This is a genomic window from Corallococcus sp. AS-1-6 (genome assembly GCF_020037015.1).
In the GTDB taxonomy this organism is placed as follows: Bacteria; Myxococcota; Myxococcia; order Myxococcales; family Myxococcaceae; genus Corallococcus.
In genome coordinates this window covers 12352-30030 of sequence record NZ_JAIQDE010000026.1, presented here as the reverse complement: position 1 = coordinate 30030, position 17679 = coordinate 12352, and the positions used below count along the sequence as shown (strand labels likewise).

Genomic DNA, 17679 nt, shown 5'->3' with positions numbered 1-17679 from the left:
GCTGTCTTTCCCCGGCCGTCCCGGAGCCGCCCATGCCCGTCGAGTCCCAGGCGCTGACCCTCTTGCGTGATGAGCGCGCGCTGCGCGTGCGGCAGGTGAAGGAGTGGGGCGAAATCCTCACCGGCTTCGAGGGCCGCAACCGCTACGAGGTGGTGGGCGACGACGGCCGCCCGCTCTTCTTCGCGGGCGAGGTGGGCAGCGGGCTGGGCCTGTTCCTCCTGCGCGGCTTCCTCAAGGCGAAGCGGCCCTTCACGATGGAGCTCAAGTCCGAGCGCGGGGAGACGCTCCTGCGGCTGCGCCGCCCGTGGCGCTTCTGGCTGTCCCGGCTGGAGGTGGAGGACGGCGCGGGGCGGCACCTGGGCGCCATCCAGCAGCGCTTCCGCTTCTTCACCCGCGCCTACGACGTGCTCGGGCCCGACGACGAGGCGCTGGCCCACCTGAGCGGGCCGTTCTTCAGGCCGTGGACGTTCAACGTGGAGCAGCAGGGCCGCGAGGTGGGGACCATCGCGAAGAAGTGGAGCGGGTTCGGCAAGGAGCTGTTCACGGACGCCGACAACTTCGGCGTCCGGTTCGACGGCCTGCACGACCCGCGCGTGCGGACGCTGGTGCTGGCCGCGACGTTCCTCATCGACTTCGTGCACTTCGAGGACCGCCGCGGCGGCAACGACTGACGGCTAGGAGTGCCGGCGCAGCGAGGGCACGCGCGCGCGGCCCTCCTCGTCACGCGGGAGCCCGTCGAACGACGGCGCACCGGCGGGCGTGGCGGGGCTCCAGCGCTGGACCTCGCGCACCATGAAGAACGCGGCGGCGGACAGCACGCCCAGGTCGTCCAGCCAGCCGAACACGGGGATGAAGTCCGGAATCACGTCCACGGGCGACACGAAGTACAGGACGGCCAGCAGCCCGGCCAGCTTGCGCCACGTCGCCACCCGAGGGTCGCGCACGTAGTGGAAGAAGCGGGTTCCCATTCCTCGAAGGCCTGCGATGTTCATACCCCTCCCTACGCATGGGGGACGCGAGTGATTGCACCATTCGTGCCGGGAGCTTGCACGCCCGGGGTGCTAGCGGGCGGCCCCGGATGTCTCCTCCAGCACGTCCGCGCGGCCCGCGACCTCCAGGCGGGCGCGGCTGCCCTCGCGAAAGGGGGCGGAGGCGGCGGCGCGCACCACCAGCGCCATGCCCGCGCAGGACACGGTGAGGTCCACGTGCGAGCCCCGGAAGGCGCGCTCCAGCACCTCCGCGCGCAGGGCGCCGCCCACCGCGACGCCGTCCGTGTCGGGGACGAGCCGCAGCGTCTCCGGGCGCAGGGAGAGCATCACCTCGCCGCGCGCGTCCGTGCTCAGCGGCAGGTTGCCCAGGGCCGTGCGCGCGACGCGGCCGAAGGCCGAGCCGGGCAGCAGGTTGGTGCCGCCCAGGAAGTACGCGGCGAAGGCGCTGCGCGGCGCCGCGTAGACGGACTCGGGCGTGCCCTGCTGCTCCACCGTGCCCGCGCGCAGCAGCACCAGCCGGTCCGCGAAGGCCAGCGCGTCCCCGACGTCGTGCGTGGCGAAGAGGACGGCGGTGCCTCGGGCCTTGAGCACGCGGCGCAGCTCCCCGAGGACGGTGGCGCGCAGGCCGGCGTCCATGCCGGCGAAGGGCTCATCCAGCACCAGCAGCTTCGTGCCGGAGGCCAGCGCGCGCGCCAGCATGACGCGCTGCCGCTGTCCCCGTGACAGCGTTCCGCAGGCGCGCGCCTCCAGGTCTTCCACCTGGAACAGCGCCAGCATGCCGCGCGCGTGCGCCAGGCCTTCGCCCTTCGGCTGCACGCTCATCACCACGTCGCGCACGGTGAGGCCGGCTTCGAGCTCCGCGTCGTGGAGGACGCGGCGCAGCGGGCGCTGCTCCGGGGGCACGAACACGTCCGGCCCGGCGACCACGCGGCCCGCGAGCGTGAGGGTGCCGGACGTCGGCTGCTCCAGGCCCGCCACCAGCCGCAGCAGCGCCGTCTTCCCCGAGCCGGAGGTGCCCATCAGCGCCACCACCTCGCCCGGCTCCAGCGCCAGCGACACGTCCCGCACCACCGGGGCGGCGGCACCGAGGAACTTCAGGCTGAGGGCATCGAGCGAGAGGAAGGCCATGACGGCGGGCACACTACGGTGCGGCACCGGCCGGGCCAAGCACCGGGTCCCGCCGCCGCCCGGCCCGGTCCCAACCTGTCCGACTGTCGGACAGGTTCGTGCGGTCCGCCACGAGCACCTCCGCGCCGTGGGATTAGGCTCCTCGCCGCTCCATCCCTCTTCCGGGAGTCCCCATGTCGCGCCTGCTCGTCGCTTGTGCCGTCCTGCTGGGAGCCACGTCCTTCGCCCAGGCCACCGCTGTTCCGGAGAAGCCCAACCCCCTCAAGTCCTCCGCGGAGCGCACCCAGGCCGCGCTCGCCCGGCTGCCCAAGGCGAAGCCCGAGGACGTGAAGTCCCAGGACGCCATCCTCAAGGCCCTCTACGACGTCATCAGCGGACCGGCGGGCGCGCCTCGCGACTGGCAGCGCTTCCGCTCCCTCTTCTATCCGGGCGCCCAGCTCATCCCGCTGGCGAAGCCGCCGGGCGCGACCACGCTGGCGGCCCGCCCCATCACCCCGGAGGACTACGTGGCGTGGGGCCAGGAGAGCACCGCGACGCACGGCTTCTTCGAGAAGGAGATTGCTCGCCAGACCCACGCCTTCGGCGCGCTGGTGCAGGTCATGAGCACCTATGAGGCGCGCGGCACGCAGGACGGGCCGCTCATCGCCAAGGGCGTCAACAGCATCCAGCTCTTCAACGACGGCCAGCGCTGGTGGGTGATGAACATCTTCTGGATCGACGAGAAGACCGCCGGCCTCGCCGTGCCCAAGGACGTCACCCAGAAGTAGTCCCCCGCGAAAACGAAGAGGGCCGGGTCACATGCCCGGCCCTCCCGTGATGCCTACCGCCTGGGCTCAGCCTTCCGAGCCGGGCTCACCTTCCGGGGCAGCGCCCGCGTCATCCGCCGGAGCCTCCGGCGCAGCGGCCTCCGCCGGCGCGGCCTCCGAGGAAGCCTCGGCGCTGGACGACTCCACCGGCGAGGTGGCCTCCGTCTCCTCCTCGGACTCCTCGCCTTCCGGCAGCTTGGAGATGGCCATCACCTTCTCCTCGCCGTTCTCCAGCGCGATGAGGCGCACGCCCTGCGTGTTGCGGCCGATGACGGAGATCTCCTTCACCTTCATGCGGATGAGCATGCCGCCGTTGGTGACGAGCATCACCTCGTCGCTGTCCTTCACCTGCACCACGCCCACCACGCGGCCGTTCCGCTCGGTGGTCTTGATGTCGATGATGCCCTTGCCGCCGCGGCCCTGCTGCCGGTACTCGGCGCCCTCGGTGCGCTTGCCGTAGCCGTTCTCCGTCACCGTGAGGATGGCGCTGCTCTGCTCCGCGGGCGCCTGGCCCTCCTCCGGCTCCTTGTCCAGGAGGTCCGCGCCCACCACCTCGTCGCCGTCCTCCAGCGTGATGCCCTTCACGCCGTAGGCCTGACGGCCCATGGAGCGGACATCCTCTTCCTTGAAGCGGATGCTCATGCCCGTGGCCGTGGACAGGAGGATGTCCTTGGTGCCGTCGGTGATCATCACGCCCACCAGCTCGTCGCCCTCGTCGATGCCCAGCGCGATGATGCCGCTGGCGCGGACGCTCTCGAACGCGCTCAGGTCCGTGCGCTTCACCACGCCCTTCTTCGTGACGAAGAAGACGTAGCGGTTCTCCGGGAAGTCGCGCGTCACCAGCACCTGCGCCAGCCGCTCCCCTTCCCCGAACTGCACCAGGTTCACGATGGCCTTGCCGCGCGAGGTGCGGCTGCCCTGCGGAATCTGGTGCACCTTCAGCGAGTACAGCTTGCCCTTGGTGGTGATGGGCATGAGGTACGCGTGCGTGCTGGCCACGAACACCTTGGTGACGAAGTCGTCCTCCTTCGTCCCCGCGCCCGTCTTGCCGCGCCCGCCGCGCTTCTGCGCGCGGTACTCCGACAGGGGCGAGCGCTTCACGTAGCCCGTGTGCGACAGCGTGACCACCATCGTCTCTTCCGCGATGAGGTCCTCGCTGGTGAAGTCATCCACCGCGCCGGTGATCTCCGTGCGGCGCTTGTCGCCGTAGCGCTCGCGGATCTCCATCAGCTCCGCCTTGATGACGGAGAGCAGGCTCTGCTCGTTGGCGAGGATGTCGCGCAGGCGCGCGATGTCCCGCACCAGGCCGATCAGCTCCTTGAAGAGCTCCTCGCGCTGCAGGCCGGTGAGGCGCTGCAGGCGCATCTCCAGGATGTTCTGCGCCTGGTCCTCGCTGAAGCCCGCGCCCTCGTACTTGTGCTCCAGGCCGCCGTAGGCCGGCTCCTCGTTGCGAGCGCGGCTGACCAACAGCTCCATCTGCGCCTTGGCCTTCGCGTAGTCGATGCGCTCCAGGTTCTGGAAGCGCTCGCGCGTGTACAGCTCCGGCGACAGGATGTGCATCAGGCCCCAGCGCGCTTCATCCGGGTCACGCGACGCGCGGATGAGGCTGACCACCAGGTCGATGAGGTCCTGCGCGACGAGCAGGCCTTCCACGATGTGCATGCGCGAGAGCGCCTTGCGCAGCTCGTAGCGCGTGCGGCGCGTCACCACGTCGCGGCGGTGCGCGATGAAGCGGTCCAGCAGCTCCTTCAGGTTGAGCGTGCGCGGCTGCCCGCCGTCGATGGCGAGCATCACCGCGCCGAACGTCGTCTCCATCTGCGTCATGGAGAAGAGGTTGTTGAGCACCACCTGGGACATGGCATCGCGCTTGAGCTCGATGACGATGCGCATGCCCTGCCGGTCGCTCTCGTCGCGGATGTCGCTGATGCCCTCCAGCTTCTTCTCACGCACCAGCTCGGCGATCTTCTCGATGAGCCGGGCCTTGTTCACCTGGTAGGGGATCTCCGTGACGATGATGGCCTCACGGTCGCCCTTCTTGGACGTTTCGATCTCCGTGCGCGCGCGGATGGTCATGGACCCGCGGCCCGTCTCGTAGGCGCGGCGGATGCCCTCGCGGCCGGTGATGATGGCGGCGGTGGGGAAGTCCGGCCCCTCGATGAACTCCATCAGGTCCAGGACGGTGCAGCCCGGATTGTCGATGAGGTGCAGCGTGCCGCTGATGACCTCCGTCATGTTGTGCGGCGGGATGTTGGTGGTCATGCCCACCGCGATGCCGCTGCTGCCGTTGACGAGGAGGTTGGGGAACTTGGACGGCAGGACGAGCGGCTCTTCCAGCGAGTCGTCGTAGTTGGGACCGAAGTCGACGGTCTCCTTGTCGATGTCCGCGAGCAGGTCCTCCGCCAGCCGCTCCATGCGCACTTCCGTGTAACGCATGGCCGCCGGCGAGTCGCCGTCCACGGAGCCGAAGTTGCCCTGCCCGTCCACCAGCAGGTAGCGCAGGCTCCACTCCTGGGCCAGGCGCACCATGGCGTCGTAGACGGAGGAGTCGCCGTGCGGGTGGTACTTACCGATGACGTCACCCACCACGCGCGCGCTCTTCTTGTAGGCGCGGTTGTGGAGGTTGCCCAGGTCGTTCATCGCGAAGAGGACGCGACGGTGGACGGGCTTCAGGCCGTCGCGCACGTCTGGCAGCGCGCGGCCGATGATGACGGACATCGAGTAGTCGAGATACGAGCGGCGCATCTCGTCTTCGATGTTGATGGGGATGAGCTCTCCGGCGCCGCTCGACGGAGGGGGCGCGGGGGGCGTTGCCGGCGTGTCGGTGGTGTCGTCAGCCATGGGCTCTGGAAGGTGCGGACGGGCCCCGCGCGTGGGGGGCTCCGCCCGATGGGAGAGTGTTCGTAACCCCCGGATTTCCCTCAGTCAATAAGGGAAACAGGGGGGATTCGCCACGGCTGCCCGCCCGCCCGGTTCCAGGGGTCGGAGGGGGCCTTTCCGGGGCACCCGGAGGGAACATCCGGGCGGTGCGTTTTCAGCCCCACCGGAGGCCCTTTCCAGGCCCGTCTTCCGGGGCCCTTCCGGCCCTGTCTTCAGGCCTTCGGGCGGAGGTTCGCGGCCAGCCGTTCGGCCTCCGCGCCCACGCCGCCTTCGGGGTCCTTCGCCTTCGCGGCCTCGAACGCGGCGAGCGCCCCCTCGCGGTCGCCGCGGAGCTTCAGCGCCACGCCCACGTTGAGGTGCGCGGAGGCGTTGTCGCGGTCCATGGCGAGCGCCTCGCGGAACAGCGTGAGCGCCTGGTCCACGTCGCCGGACAGGAGCGCCTCGCGGCCCGCCTGGACGCGCTTGTCCGCGTCGTTGACCAGCTCCACCTCCAGCACGCTCTTGCCCACCACGTTGGCCACGAGCACGCGCAGGATGCCGCCCCAGTAGAACGACAGGCCCTCCGCGGCGACGACGGCGGCCAGGGGCAGGTCGGGCAGCAGTTGCTTGCCCCGGAACTTGAAGCGGACCTTGGTGTAGCGGCCCTTGTTGGTCCAGTGGACCAGCTCGCCCCGGAGCTTCTTGAAGCCGGCCTCCAACTGCGCCGGGTCGATTTCGAAGGGCAGCACGCGGCCCTGGGGCTCGCCCGCGGGCAGGCCCTTGGGGGTGGCCCGGGGCGGGGCCGCCTGGGGGCTGGAGTCGAAGACGGGCTCGGCCTCCAGCACGGGGGGCTTCGGGGATGACGCGGAGGCGCGGCGAGGCTCCACCTTCTCCACCTTCGCCTTCACCGGCCGGGCCGGGGGCTTCGCGGGCGCGGCGGGGCGCGCGGGCTGCTTCTTCGCCTTCGCGGGGGACTTGCGGGATGCCGTCTTTGCCATGGGGCCACTCTAAGCGACCCACTCCCCCGCCGCTCGTGAAGTCGTGCGAAGCCGGCCGCGCTAGACGGGGCCTGGACGGTGGGCCCAGACGCCCACCATGAGGCTGGGCACCAGCACGCCGCCGTTGGAGCGCAGCTCGGCGGTGAGGCGGGCGGCCAGCGTGTCGATGTCCACCTCCATGGGCAGCGCCACGCCCAGCCGCTCCATGTGGGGCAGCAGCGTGCGCACGGTCTCCACCAGGGTCTGCGTGGGCTCCGAGTCCGGCGTCACGCTCAGCCGCCCTCCCACCACGCCGTCATCCACCACCAGCCCGGCCCGCCGCAGCGTGGACACCAGCTCCAGCCCCATGTGGACCTTGATGCCCAGGCGTTCGCAGGTGGGCAGCATCCAGTTCCAGATGCGGTTGAAGAGCGGGAGCCTGGGGTGCGTCAGGCCCATGGCCGCGAGCTCCAGCTCGTGCACCGCCAGCACGCCGCCGGGGCGCAGGTGCTCCATCATGCGGCGGACGAACGACACCGGATCCGGCTGGAACATCAGCACCAGGCGGCAGATGACGGCGTCGTAGGGGGCGCCGACGGGCAGGGCCTCCAGGCTGCACTGCTGAAAGCGCACGTGGGACAGCTTCTGCGCTCCGGCGCGGCGCCGGGCGCAGGCGAGCACGCGCTCCTCGCGGTCCACGCCCACCACCTCGCCCGTGGGGCCCACCAGCTCCGAGGCGAGGAAGGACACGTCCCCCACGCCGCAGCCTACGTCCAGCACGCGCATGCCGGGCTTCAAGCCGGCCCCGCGCAGCACTCCCTCCGTCAGCGGCGCGTACACCTGGGCCTGGAGCATCAGCCGTCGCAGCTCCCGGTCCTCGTTGCCCTGGACGTACTCCGCGGCGGCACTGGTTTCTTCGACACGCATGTGCGACTCCGGGGTTGGAGACGACGCGCACGGTCGCAAGCCCTGGCGCCGTGCGCGCCCGCCCGGCGGTCCCGGCGCAATGACAGACAGCCATCCGCCTCCGCGACCGGAGGGCAGGGCCGCGTCCATCCCCGGACAGGCCCACGTCCCGGACATGTCTCTTGTGATTCCTGGACTTCCGGGTGAAGCCCCCGCGCGGTGCACGGCGCGTGGGTTGCCGCGCGGCGCGGCCGTGAAACAATCCGCGCGTCCCCCCACCCTGAAGGAACGCCTCCGCCATGACGACGCGCGTCCGGCCCGTGCTGCTCTCCGCCCTGTTGTTCGCCTCCCTCGCCCAAGCGGCGCCCGCCGTGCCCGCGGCGGAGGGCGCGTGGCCCCGCGTGCGCAAGGAGCGGCTCCAGAAGCTGCTGCCCCAGGCCATGGCCCGCGCGGGCGTGGACGCGTGGGTGGTGCTGTGCCGGGAGAACGACAACGACCCGCTCGCGGCCCACGTGGGCGGGGAGAACGCGGGCGGCACCGCCGCGTTCCTGTTCCTGCGCGACGGTGACTCGCTGCGCTCCACCGCGCTCTCCCCCGAGGGCGAGGCCACGGCGCTCCGGGACATGGGCGTGGTGGACGAGGTGGTGGCCTTCGAGCGCGGCGCGGACGTGAACGCGCTCATCGCCGCGCGGCTGGCCAAGGCGAAGCCGGCGAAGGTGGCCATCAACTCGTCGGAGCGGATGTCCATCGCGGACGGGCTGTCCGCCACGCAGCGCGCGAAGCTGGAGGCGGCGCTGTCCCCCGCGCTGCGCAAGAAGCTGGTGTCCTCCGAGGACCTGGTCTCCGAGTGGCTGTCCGTGAAGACGCCCGAGGAGGTGGACATCCTGCGCAAGGCGGCGGACCTCACCGCGAAGCTGGAGGAGGAGGCGTACCGCACGGTGGTGCCCGGCAAGACGCGGGACTCGGACGTGGCGCGCTTCCTCAAGAAGCGCATCGCGGAGCTGGGCGTGGGGGATGGGTGGCAGCCGGACCAGAACCCCAACGTGAACAGCGGGCCCACGCGCGGGCACTCCAACGCCACCGACCGCGTCATCCAGCCGGGGGACTTCATCCAGACGGACTTCGGCATCCGCGTGGGCGGCACGTGGGTGACGGACATCCAGCGCTTCGCGTACGTGCTGGCGCCGGGGGAGAAGCAGCCGCCCGCGGAGGCGCTGGCGAAGTGGGAGAAGTCGAAGAAGGGCAGCCGCATCGCGCTCGCGGCGATGAAGCCCGGCGCGCGCGGCTACGACGTGGACAAGGCCCAGCGCGACTGGATGCGCGAAGCGGGCTCCGAGCCGGTGATGTGGGGCACGGGCCATCCGGTGGGCTACTGGGCCCATGACGCCGGCCCCGCCCTGTCCGGCGCGGCGTCCGGCAAGCCGCCCACGGGCTCCTCGCTGCGCAAGCTCCAGCCCGGGCAGGTGTTCGCCTTCGACGGCTTCTACGCGTGGAAGGACGGCAGCAGCCCGGACGCGCTGCGCATCCTCTCCGTGGAGGAGATGGCCGTCGTCACGGAGACCGGCGCCGAGTACCTCAACCCACCCCAGGAGCAGCTCATCCTCATCCCCTCCCCCGTCACGCCCGCGCAACGCTGAGGGCCCGGGGCGCGGACCCTGCCCACACCCTACGACGTGGGTGGGTCCGAACCCGGCGACTTGAACGGTGGGGCGTGGCGCGCGGACGCGCGGGCTCGGATACACTCGGGCGCATCGCGCGCGCCGCCCAGGCGCTGGAGGACCGCCATGCCAACCGTGCTGGTCATCGACGATGACCTCTTCGTGCTCGCGACCGTGGGAGACACCCTGCGGGGCGCGGGCTACACGGTGCTCACGGTGCAGTCCCCCGCGGAGGCCTTCCACCTGGACCTCACCGGCGTCGCCGCCATCCTGTGCGACTACAACATGCCGGACATGAACGGCTCCGACGTGCTCGTCGCCATGCGCGAGCTGCAGGAGTGCCGCGCGCCGTTCATCTTCCTCACCGGCCACTCGGACCTGGATGACCTGCTGCCCGTGGCCATCCGCTACGGCGCGGAGCTGTTGCCCAAGCCGGTGGACCCCGCGGAGCTGACGCGGCTGTTGCGCAAGCAGATCGCCGCCTGAGCCGTCACGCGCGCACCGGCTCCGTGCGGCTCAAGGTCCTCACCCTGAACGTGGCGCACGGCGCGCCGTTCGCCGTGCCCCTGCCCTTCCTGCGCGGCCGGTCCGCGCTGCTGGGCACGCTGGACCGGGTGGCGGCGCTGCTCGCCCGTGAAGGCGCGGACGTGGTGGCGTTGCAGGAGGCGGACCGCTCCAGCCTCTTCAGCGGGCGGGTGGATCAGGTGGCCCGCATCGCGGAGCAGGCCGGCTATCCGCACGTGCACCACGGCGTGCACTCCGGCGTCCCCGGCCTGTTCGCGCAGGGCACCGCGCTCTTGTGCCGGCATCCCCTGGAGTCACGCGACACGGCGCACTTCGGCCGCGACCGGCGCGTGGACAAGGGCTACGTCGTGGCCACGCTCGCCGGGGAGCACGGGCCGGAGGTGGTGTCCCTGCACCTGGATCCGTTCTCCGCGGCGGTGCGGCGGCGGCAGGTGGACCAGCTCATCCACGCCCTGCGCCAGCGGCCCCGGCGGCCTCGCGTGGTGATGGGTGACTTCAACGCGGAGGACGCGGACGGGCCCGTGGACCGCCTGTGCGCGGCGCTGGGACTGCACACGCCCACCGAAGGCGAGCCCACCTACCCCGTCCCGGACGCGCGCCAGCGCCTGGACCAGGTGCTCGTCTCCCACGCGCTGCGCTTCACCCGCTACGCGCGCCTGCCGGACGCCGTCTCCGACCACCATGCCGTGGTGGCCGAGCTGGCGCTTCAGCCGAGCACGGCGACGAGCTGACGGCACTGCGCGAGCAGCGTGCCGTCCTCCGCCCAGAGGAGCTGGGTCTCCTCCGTGTAGCCGTCCGCGGCCTGGCGCGAGCGGCCGGTGCGCAGGTACTGCGCGTCCGGCGCGGTGCCCTTCAGCGGGAACGTCTGGAAGAACTGCACGCTGAAGTCCACGGACGCCGCCGCGCGGAAGCCGTCCAGCCGCGACAGGACGGACGGCGGATATGCATCCATCAACCCCACGCACAAGGGCGCGTCCAGCGCCGTGGGGACGCGAGGCCGCAGCCAGCCGCCCACCTCCGCCTCGGGCCCGCCCGAGTACGGCGGCGAGCCCACGCAGTAGCGGTACTCGAAGAAGCGGCAGAAGTCCGGCATGGGCGTGTCTTCGTGCACGGGCGTGAGCGTGCCGGGCGCGGGCACCCGCGGCATGGCGAAGTCCAGGTACCCGGGAGCGCCCCCGCGAGCGGCGCCGAAGGTCGCCGTGGCGACGGCCACCACCGCGCCGCCGCTCTCCACGCGCGCGGTGGCGTGGGTGACGAGCTTGCCTGCGCGCTCGATGCGCGTGTGCAGGTCCGCCACGCCCTCCGCCGCGGGCGAGCAGAAGTGCACGGTGAACGAGCGCACCGGCCGTTGGGGGTCGTTCAGGTGGTGCTCCAGCGCGCGCAGCACCTGCCCCGCCACCACGCCGCCGTAGGCGCCGCGGCCCTGATACCAGGCGGCCTCGTAGCGCGAGCGGTAGCGCCCGGGTTCCAGGGGTTCGACGAGGGTGGCGGCGAGGAAGGGCGCGGTCATGGTGCGCGCCATCCTAGTGTCCCCGGCGGGGATGTCCTGGCCTGGATGAGCGGGTGCGCGCCTCCCCGCTCCCTCGCCTACCCCTGGTAGGACTCGTCCTGTTCGATGCGGCTGAGCACCCAGTCGAACTCGCCGGACGTCACGCGCGCCTGGCAGTGCGTGCAGTGGCCCGCCATGTTGATGGACAGCGGGGCGCCGCACGACGGGCACTGCTTCTGGGTGGAGGGCCTGCCCTGCACGCCCCGGCCGCGGATGAGCGTCCAGTACTCGCTGTACGCGCGCTCCCGGGAGCGGCTGCCGCCCACGACCTGTCCGTCCCGGTCCCGCACGGTGTAGTCCAGGCTGGACGCGAACACGCGCAGGGTGACGGCGTCGAAGTACGCATCCCGCGTCACGCGCGCGAGCACCAGGTTCGTGATGTGCGCGTCCTCCGTGATGTTGCGCAGGCCCGCCTGGCGGTAGGCGTTGATCCAGTACAACTGCGTCTGGAAGAGGTTGTCGCTGAGGAAGGGCCGCATGCCCTTCCACTCGCGCTGGGCCCACGCGGTCTGCATCTCCTGGAAGATGAACTCCAGGCGCCTGCGCAGGGCGAGCGGCGTGGACTCCGGGTCGTCGTGCAGGAGCGCGTTCAGCCGCTCCTGCGCGCGCGAGTCCTTCACGGTGGGCAGCTCCGTGCCCTGCTCCTCCGTGGTGCCGGTGAGCTGGGGGCCGCGCCGCTCGCGCTCCAGCGACGACACGCGCGTCACCACCCAGTCGAACTCGCCGGTGTTCACCACCGTGTCGCAGTACGAGCACTTGTGGCCGTGCACGGACTCCAGCGGCGCGCCGCAGTTCGGGCACTTGAAGGCGCGCGCGTCCTCGGGCGCCCGGGACTTCGCGGACGCGTCGCGCTCCAGCCGCCACTCCTCCGCGACGTACCAGCTCTGCTCGGCGCCGGAGGTGGCCTCCGTGTAGTTGGCCTCGAAGCGCAGGACGACGCGGACGCGCTGGCTGTTCGCGCTGACGCCCTCCACGGACTCGTACGTGACGGCGCCCACCACCACGGCCTTCACCGCGTCCGGGGTGCCCAGTTGCTGGAGCGACGCGATGGCGTCATCGGACAGCCAGCCGCCCAGCGTGGCCAGGCGGTCGCCGCCGCGCGCCTCGTGCACGCGGGCGAAGAGCGAGTAGACGAAGTCCTCGAAGAGGACGATGGAGAACTCCGGATCCAACGGCTGCGTCGACCCGTCCGAGCCCCTGGGCCCCACGCGGGCCAGGTTCGCGAGCTTCGTGCGCAGCGAGCCCTGACGCCGGGGCGGCGGAGGCGCACGGGGAGCGGTGGTGCTCCAGTCCCGCTGCCCCGCGCCCGACTTCGCGTTCATGAGCACGATCGCGATCACACCCACGACGACGATGAGCAGGCAGAAGCCGCCGAACGCCCCTCCTCCGTTCGAGGACGACGAGCCGCTGGAGCTGTAGGAGCGGCTGCCGGAGCTGTACGAGGACCGGCTGCTGCTGGAGCCGAAGGAGGACGACGAGCTGCGGCTGCTCGACGAGCTGCGGCTGCTGGAGGAGCTGCGGCTGCTCGACGAGCCGCGGCTGGAGCCCCGGTAGGAGTTGCCACCGCCGGGGCGCGCCTCGGCCTCCGGGAGGGCGGCGAGGCCCAGCCCGAGGAACAGCGCGACGGCGAGGAGGAGGACGGACCGGGAGCGCCTCACGCCACGGCTCCGGGCATGTCCGGCAGCTCGTTCACGTCATCCTCCAGGCGGGGCAGCACGCGCGCGAGCGGCGCCTGGATGCGGCGCAGGGCCTGGAGGAAGGGCTCGGGCGCGGTGGACGCGGCGAGCGCGGCGGACACCTGCGTGAGCGCGTCCTGCCACTCGGCGCCCATGAGCGAGGTGTCCACGCCGTAGTCGGTGACGACCTCCACGCGGCGCTCGAAGAGGGAGACGAACACCAGGATGCCGGTGCGGCGCGACGTGTGCGAAACGCCCAGCTCCGTGAAGGCGGCCTTCGCGGCGGTGCGCACGGCGTCCTCCTGGAGTTTGCGCGGGGTGAGGGCGCGGCGCAGCGACGGCAGCAGGCGGCCGCCCATCACGCCCGCGGCGTAGGAGAGGAGCACCACGGGCGGGAAGGCGAAGAGGTGGACCTCCTGCGGGATGAACAGGAGGACCAGGAGCATGACGAAGGCGACGGCGGCGCCCAGCCGGGCATCGGTGTGGGCGTAGTCGCCGGAGGCGCGGCGCACGGACACCACGACCTCCGCGGCGGTCTGGGACTCAATGGCCGCGACGGCTTCCGCGGCCTGGGTGCGTGCGGCGTCTTCGAGGAAGGTCGTGGCCATCGTGGGCGGGCACTATAGCCAACCCCCGGGGCACGCTCCTACGAGGGCAGCTCCCAGTCGATGGTGTGCTGGCCGTGCTTCTTCAGCGCGGCGTTGGTGGTGCTGTACGGCTTGCTGCCGAAGAACCCCTTGCTGGCGGACAGCGGCGAGGGGTGCACGCCCTCCAGGACGATGTGGCGCTCCGTGTCGATGAGGGCCTTCTTCTTCTGCGCGGGCTTGCCCCAGAGCAGGAAGACGACGGGGTCCTGCTTGTCGCTGACGGCGCGGATGACGGCGTCGGTGAAGGGCTCCCAGCCGTGCTTCGCGTGGCTGTTGGGGGAGGCCTGGCGCACGGTGAGCACGGTGTTGAGCAGGAGCACGCCCTGCTTCGCCCACGGGATGAGCGACCCGTCGCGAGGCTTCGGCGCGCCCACGTCGCTCTGGAGCTCCTTGAACATGTTCACGAGCGAGGGCGGGGGCGGCACGCCGGGCTGGACGGAGAAGGCGAGGCCATGGGCCTGCCCCGGGCCGTGGTAGGGGTCCTGGCCCAGGAGCAGCACGCGCACGTCCGCGTAGGGCGTGAGACGGAACGCGGAGAACAGGTCCTCCTCCGACGGGAACACGGTGTGCTCCTGGCGCTCCTTGCGAAGGAACTTCTCCAGCTCCGCGAACGACGGGGCGTGGATGGCGTCCTGCAGTACTTCCTTCCAGTCCTCGGGCAACCCATCCGCCAGGCTCATTGCACTCCTCCGTGGGCCGCACCCTAGACCAGCGCGCGCGTCCTGAGGCGGCCCGTTCAGGGATGGGGGCTCCCGGCGTCCAGCAACTGGACTGGAAACGAGGGCTGCGGCTCGCCCCAGGAGGTGTCCCCCACGGGGATGGACGAGTCCGAAGGGCCGGTGTGCACACCCGCATCGGAGCCTGCAGGAACGAGCGCTCCATCCGGCTCGCCATCGTGGAGCCGCCGCAGGATGCGTCCGTCCGACAGCCGGACCGCGTACGTGGCGCCTCCATCCAGCAGCATCCCGCCGGGTTCACAGGCGCGCGGGTCCAGGTCCATGCGGATGAAGACGATGTCTCCTTCACGGAGGATCCGGAAGCGATGGGCCTCCCTCCTGCTCGAACAGGACCGCCCCTCCTGATGACGGGGGAGGAAGTCATCGGCCGCCACGACCATGGCCCGAAGCAGGCTGCCCTCCAGCGAGTACGGCTGCCCCGGAGCCCCAACGGTCAGCGCCTCTCGCGCGAACATCTCCGGGAAGACGACGGAGCGGTCCTCCGACGTCAGCGAGTCAGAAGGACCCGCTTCGCGCCGCATGCACGCGGTGCACAGCACCGCGCCCACGAGCAGCAGCCGCTTCATGGCCCTGCCCCTCTGAGACAGGGGCCCTGGAGTTTCTGGAGGGTGAAGTCCAATGCGTCCGCATCGTGCCACGTGACGCGCCCCGTCTGCTCGCACTGCCATCCCGCCGATGCGGTGCGTGTCCACTTCAGCAACTGCCCCGTGAGGGGGATGTATTGATGGAAGCCGTCGCACGATGCCGGCTCCATCGCATTGGAGAAGAACGCGACGATGGAGAGCCGCACGCGTCCGACCTTCGTTTCGGTCTCGAAGCCGTGCACCCGGCCCTCGGAGACGATGAAGCGCAGGTCATTCGAGGACAGCGCACTGCCATAGGGATGGTTGTGGAGGGCGTAGATGTAGCGGATGGAGTCGGAGGGATACCGCGCATCCGCGACCTTGGAGGGCAGCAGGCAACTCTTGCTCCGCTGAGCGGGATCGACCTTCGACTGGTCGGTCAGCCGGCTGACGGAGAACTGGTGCTCCGGCGTGTAGTACAGCCATGCGCAGTACTCGCTGGAGACGCGCCAGTGGGTGCTGAAGCTGGGGTGATCCGGGCGGCCCGCGCTGGCGTGGGGCTTCGAGAGGATCTTCCCGCACGCGGCCAGGAGCGCGTCCGAGGCCGAATCGAAGGGGCCCAGCAGGGGCCCGGGAATCTCCTCCAGAAAGGGGGCTCCTGGCTCGGGCCGCACGAGGTCCGGGTCGAGCACGGCGGAGGACGCGCAGCCTCCGAGGCAGCACACCAGGCAGCACCACCAGGGACCGCGCATGGGCTGGCACCCCTTCCTCGGAAACGGAGGGCGGAGGGCCGCCCGTGGGCGGCATCGTGCCGGAACGCCGCACCGGAAAGCGAGCAGGCAATCAGGGCGGGAGCTTGGGGCCCGGGCCCGGGCGCGCTAGCCTTGCGCCCGCCATGACGATGTACACCGAGTCGCTCCGCGCCTTCCTCAAGCCCGTCCTCCCCTACCTGGACGACGAGTCGGTGTCGGAAATCATGATCAACGGCCCCACCGACGTGTGGATCGAACGCAAGGGCCGGCTGATCAAGACGGATGCCTCCTTCTCCGATGAAGGCCTGCTGGGCGCCGCGCGCAACATGGCCCAGTTCGTGGGCCGCCCCCTGTCCGAGGAGCGCCCCCGCCTGGACGCGCGCCTGCCCGATGGCAGCCGCATCCACGTGGTGATCCCGCCCATCGCGCGCAACGGCACCACCATCTCCATCCGCAAGTTCTTCAAGGACAAGCTGACCATCGACTCGCTGTTGAAGTTCAAGTCGCTGACCAAGCCCATGGCGCGCCTCATCGAGGCCGGCATCGCCACCAAGCTCAACATGCTGGTGGCCGGCGGCACGGGCTCCGGCAAGACGACGCTGCTCAACATCGTCTCGTCCCTCATCCCGGACGAGGAGCGCATCCTCACCATCGAGGACTCCGCCGAGCTCCAGCTCAACCAGTCCCACATCGTGGCCTTCGAGTCCCGCCCCGCCGACAAGTTCGGCAAGGGCGCCGTGGACATGGGCGACCTGCTGCACTCCGCGCTGCGTCTGCGCCCGGACCGCATCGTGGTGGGCGAGGTGCGCGGCGGCGAGGCCTTCCACCTCATGCAGGCCATGAACACCGGCCACGGCGGCTCGCTGGCCACCACGCACGCGAACACGCCCACGGACACGCTGCGCCGCATCGAGTCCCTGTGCCTCATGTCGTCCGTGGAGCTGCCCATGGTCGCCGTGCGCGCCCAGGTGGCCAGCGCCATCAACTTCGTCATCTGCTGCGAGCGCCTCCACGACGGCAGCCGCAAGACGATTGCCCTGTCGGAGGTGCTGCCCCTCACGGAGAAGGGCGAGTACCGCACCCAGGACATCTTCGTCTTCACGCCCGTCGCCAAGGACGAGCACGGCAACATCCTGGGCTACCACGCGCCCACCGGCATCATCCCCAACTTCATCCAGAAGGCGCGCGCGTACGGCTTCGACGACCTGGACGACGCCTTCTTCGACCCGGCCACCTACGGCGTGCCGCCCCCGCCCAGCTTCCAGGTGGGCGAGGCGTACACCCTGCGCTGGGCCCCGTCCCTGAAGCACCGCGAGCAGGGGCTGCCGGACCCGGCGCACTTCAAGGAGGACTGGGCCCGGTTCGAGCAGGTGCTCCGCAACGCGGCCCCGGACGGCCCGGTCGCCGGCCCCAAGCAGCCGGCGCCCCCGTCCAAGCCCGCCGCCGCGCCGGCTCCGGCGCCGCCGCCCGCGAAGGCCGCGCCGGCGCTGCGCCCCTCGCTGCCGCCGCGCCCGCCGCCCCCGCAGGACGACGACAAGACGCCGCCGCCCACGCGCAACCCGTTCGCGGAGCAGGAGGACACCCGCGCCACGCCGGCGTCCGAGCCGCTGGTGCAGGTGTCCGAGGACCTGCTCGCGGAGGCCCCGCCCGCGCGCAACACGCCGCCGCCGCGCCGTCCACCGCCGGCTCCGGCCCGTCCCGGTCCGCCGCCGTCCAACACGCTGCGCGCGGGTGCCACGCCCACGCGCCGTCCGCCGGGTCCTCCTCCGCCGCCCTCGGACGACGAGGACGAGGACGACGACCGGCCGAGGACGGAGCTGAACACGTCCGAGAAGACGCAGATCCGCCCGCCGCCGGAGCGCCCGCGCCGGTAGCCGACGGCGGGGGGACCTTCCAGGTCTCCCGCGCCG

Annotated in this window: 17 protein-coding genes; 6 read left to right on the top strand and 11 right to left on the bottom strand. The window is 71.4% G+C overall.

The genetic code is table 11. The annotated features are described in order from the left end of the window. Positions 1–32: 32 nt before the first annotated feature. Positions 33–671 (top strand): phospholipid scramblase-related protein, encoded by a 639-nt coding sequence (locus K8612_RS29285; protein ID WP_223764689.1) that lies wholly within the window; start codon positions 33–35, stop codon positions 669–671. Positions 672–674: 3 nt separating this feature from the next. Here the strand turns inward: K8612_RS29285 and K8612_RS29280 are convergent, their stop codons facing one another. Next, positions 675–968: a YkvA family protein gene (locus K8612_RS29280; RefSeq protein ID WP_223739344.1), complete on the bottom strand. Its 294-nt coding sequence runs from the start codon at positions 966–968 to the stop codon at positions 675–677. Between the two features lie 93 nt (positions 969–1061). Next, positions 1062–2117 (bottom strand): ABC transporter ATP-binding protein, encoded by a 1056-nt coding sequence (locus tag K8612_RS29275; RefSeq protein ID WP_223764688.1) that lies wholly within the window; start codon positions 2115–2117, stop codon positions 1062–1064. Between the two features lie 173 nt (positions 2118–2290). Between K8612_RS29275 and K8612_RS29270 the strand changes: the two genes are divergently transcribed. Next, the gene (locus K8612_RS29270) at positions 2291–2884 is read left to right on the top strand and encodes a nuclear transport factor 2 family protein (RefSeq protein WP_223764687.1); all 594 of its coding nucleotides are present in this window, start codon (positions 2291–2293) and stop codon (positions 2882–2884) included. Positions 2885–2950: 66 nt separating this feature from the next. Here K8612_RS29270 and gyrA read toward each other — a convergent pair whose 3' ends face one another. From gyrA to K8612_RS29255, 3 genes are all read right to left on the bottom strand, one after another. Continuing rightward, positions 2951–5761 (bottom strand): DNA gyrase subunit A, encoded by a 2811-nt coding sequence (gyrA, locus tag K8612_RS29265; RefSeq protein ID WP_223764686.1) that lies wholly within the window; start codon positions 5759–5761, stop codon positions 2951–2953. A 251-nt stretch (positions 5762–6012) separates the two neighbouring features. After that, positions 6013–6777 (bottom strand): M48 family metallopeptidase, encoded by a 765-nt coding sequence (locus tag K8612_RS29260; protein ID WP_223739348.1) that lies wholly within the window; start codon positions 6775–6777, stop codon positions 6013–6015. A gap of 60 nt (positions 6778–6837) precedes the next feature. Then, positions 6838–7683, bottom strand: coding sequence for a class I SAM-dependent methyltransferase (locus tag K8612_RS29255; protein ID WP_223764685.1), 846 nt, complete (start codon positions 7681–7683; stop codon positions 6838–6840). Between the two features lie 278 nt (positions 7684–7961). Between K8612_RS29255 and K8612_RS29250 the strand changes: the two genes are divergently transcribed. From K8612_RS29250 to K8612_RS29240, 3 genes are all read left to right on the top strand, one after another. Next, positions 7962–9299: a Xaa-Pro peptidase family protein gene (locus K8612_RS29250; RefSeq protein ID WP_223764684.1), complete on the top strand. Its 1338-nt coding sequence runs from the start codon at positions 7962–7964 to the stop codon at positions 9297–9299. 147 nt (positions 9300–9446) lie between these two features. Beyond that, complete coding sequence (locus tag K8612_RS29245) at positions 9447–9806, top strand: response regulator (protein ID WP_223739351.1); 360 nt, start codon at positions 9447–9449, stop codon at positions 9804–9806. Positions 9807–9829: 23 nt separating this feature from the next. Then, positions 9830–10576 (top strand): endonuclease/exonuclease/phosphatase family protein, encoded by a 747-nt coding sequence (locus K8612_RS29240; protein ID WP_223764683.1) that lies wholly within the window; start codon positions 9830–9832, stop codon positions 10574–10576. Here the strand turns inward: K8612_RS29240 and K8612_RS29235 are convergent. The 6 genes from K8612_RS29235 to K8612_RS29210 form a co-directional block, all read right to left on the bottom strand. Next, positions 10552–11355: an acyl-CoA thioesterase II gene (locus K8612_RS29235; RefSeq protein ID WP_223764682.1), complete on the bottom strand. Its 804-nt coding sequence runs from the start codon at positions 11353–11355 to the stop codon at positions 10552–10554. The two genes, K8612_RS29240 and K8612_RS29235, sit on opposite strands and share 25 nt — an antisense overlap. Before the next feature lie 77 nt (positions 11356–11432). After that, the gene (locus tag K8612_RS29230) at positions 11433–13052 is read right to left on the bottom strand and encodes a TIM44-like domain-containing protein (protein WP_223764681.1); all 1620 of its coding nucleotides are present in this window, start codon (positions 13050–13052) and stop codon (positions 11433–11435) included. Beyond that, the gene (locus tag K8612_RS29225) at positions 13049–13678 is read right to left on the bottom strand and encodes a TPM domain-containing protein (RefSeq protein WP_223764680.1); all 630 of its coding nucleotides are present in this window, start codon (positions 13676–13678) and stop codon (positions 13049–13051) included. The genes K8612_RS29230 and K8612_RS29225 overlap by 4 nt, the downstream gene beginning before the upstream one ends. Before the next feature lie 38 nt (positions 13679–13716). After that, entirely contained in the window at positions 13717–14397 is a 681-nt protein-coding gene (locus tag K8612_RS29220; protein WP_223764679.1) for a uracil-DNA glycosylase, read from the bottom strand. 56 nt (positions 14398–14453) lie between these two features. Then, positions 14454–15020 carry a hypothetical protein gene (locus tag K8612_RS29215; protein ID WP_223764678.1) on the bottom strand — a complete coding sequence of 189 codons (567 nt, stop codon included), beginning with the start codon at positions 15018–15020 and terminating at the stop codon, positions 14454–14456. Continuing rightward, complete coding sequence (locus K8612_RS29210; RefSeq protein ID WP_223764677.1) at positions 15017–15769, bottom strand: hypothetical protein; 753 nt, start codon at positions 15767–15769, stop codon at positions 15017–15019. Before K8612_RS29210 ends, K8612_RS29215 begins: the two co-directional genes overlap by 4 nt. A 143-nt stretch (positions 15770–15912) precedes the next feature. Here K8612_RS29210 and K8612_RS29205 point away from each other — a divergent pair, with 143 nt between their 5' ends. Then, the gene (locus K8612_RS29205; protein WP_223764676.1) at positions 15913–17643 is read left to right on the top strand and encodes a CpaF family protein; all 1731 of its coding nucleotides are present in this window, start codon (positions 15913–15915) and stop codon (positions 17641–17643) included. Positions 17644–17679: the final 36 nt, after the last annotated feature.

Excerpts from the sequence above, each read along its gene's own strand:
- K8612_RS29210 (WP_223764677.1), bottom strand. The coding sequence starts at position 15,769 with ATGCGCGGTCCCTGGTGGTGCTGCCTGGTGTGCTGCCTCGGAGGCTGC.
- K8612_RS29235 (WP_223764682.1), bottom strand. The coding sequence starts at position 11,355 with ATGACCGCGCCCTTCCTCGCCGCCACCCTCGTCGAACCCCTGGAACCC.
- K8612_RS29260 (WP_223739348.1), bottom strand. The coding sequence starts at position 6,777 with ATGGCAAAGACGGCATCCCGCAAGTCCCCCGCGAAGGCGAAGAAGCAG.
- K8612_RS29225 (WP_223764680.1), bottom strand. The coding sequence starts at position 13,678 with ATGGCCACGACCTTCCTCGAAGACGCCGCACGCACCCAGGCCGCGGAA.
- K8612_RS29285 (WP_223764689.1), top strand. The coding sequence starts at position 33 with ATGCCCGTCGAGTCCCAGGCGCTGACCCTCTTGCGTGATGAGCGCGCG.
- K8612_RS29220 (WP_223764679.1), bottom strand. The coding sequence starts at position 14,397 with ATGAGCCTGGCGGATGGGTTGCCCGAGGACTGGAAGGAAGTACTGCAG.
- K8612_RS29215 (WP_223764678.1), bottom strand. The coding sequence starts at position 15,020 with ATGAAGCGGCTGCTGCTCGTGGGCGCGGTGCTGTGCACCGCGTGCATG.
- gyrA (WP_223764686.1), bottom strand. The coding sequence starts at position 5,761 with ATGGCTGACGACACCACCGACACGCCGGCAACGCCCCCCGCGCCCCCT.
- K8612_RS29270 (WP_223764687.1), top strand. The coding sequence starts at position 2,291 with ATGTCGCGCCTGCTCGTCGCTTGTGCCGTCCTGCTGGGAGCCACGTCC.
- K8612_RS29250 (WP_223764684.1), top strand. The coding sequence starts at position 7,962 with ATGACGACGCGCGTCCGGCCCGTGCTGCTCTCCGCCCTGTTGTTCGCC.
- K8612_RS29205 (WP_223764676.1), top strand. The coding sequence starts at position 15,913 with ATGACGATGTACACCGAGTCGCTCCGCGCCTTCCTCAAGCCCGTCCTC.
- K8612_RS29275 (WP_223764688.1), bottom strand. The coding sequence starts at position 2,117 with ATGGCCTTCCTCTCGCTCGATGCCCTCAGCCTGAAGTTCCTCGGTGCC.
- K8612_RS29280 (WP_223739344.1), bottom strand. The coding sequence starts at position 968 with ATGGGAACCCGCTTCTTCCACTACGTGCGCGACCCTCGGGTGGCGACG.
- K8612_RS29245 (WP_223739351.1), top strand. The coding sequence starts at position 9,447 with ATGCCAACCGTGCTGGTCATCGACGATGACCTCTTCGTGCTCGCGACC.
- K8612_RS29255 (WP_223764685.1), bottom strand. The coding sequence starts at position 7,683 with ATGCGTGTCGAAGAAACCAGTGCCGCCGCGGAGTACGTCCAGGGCAAC.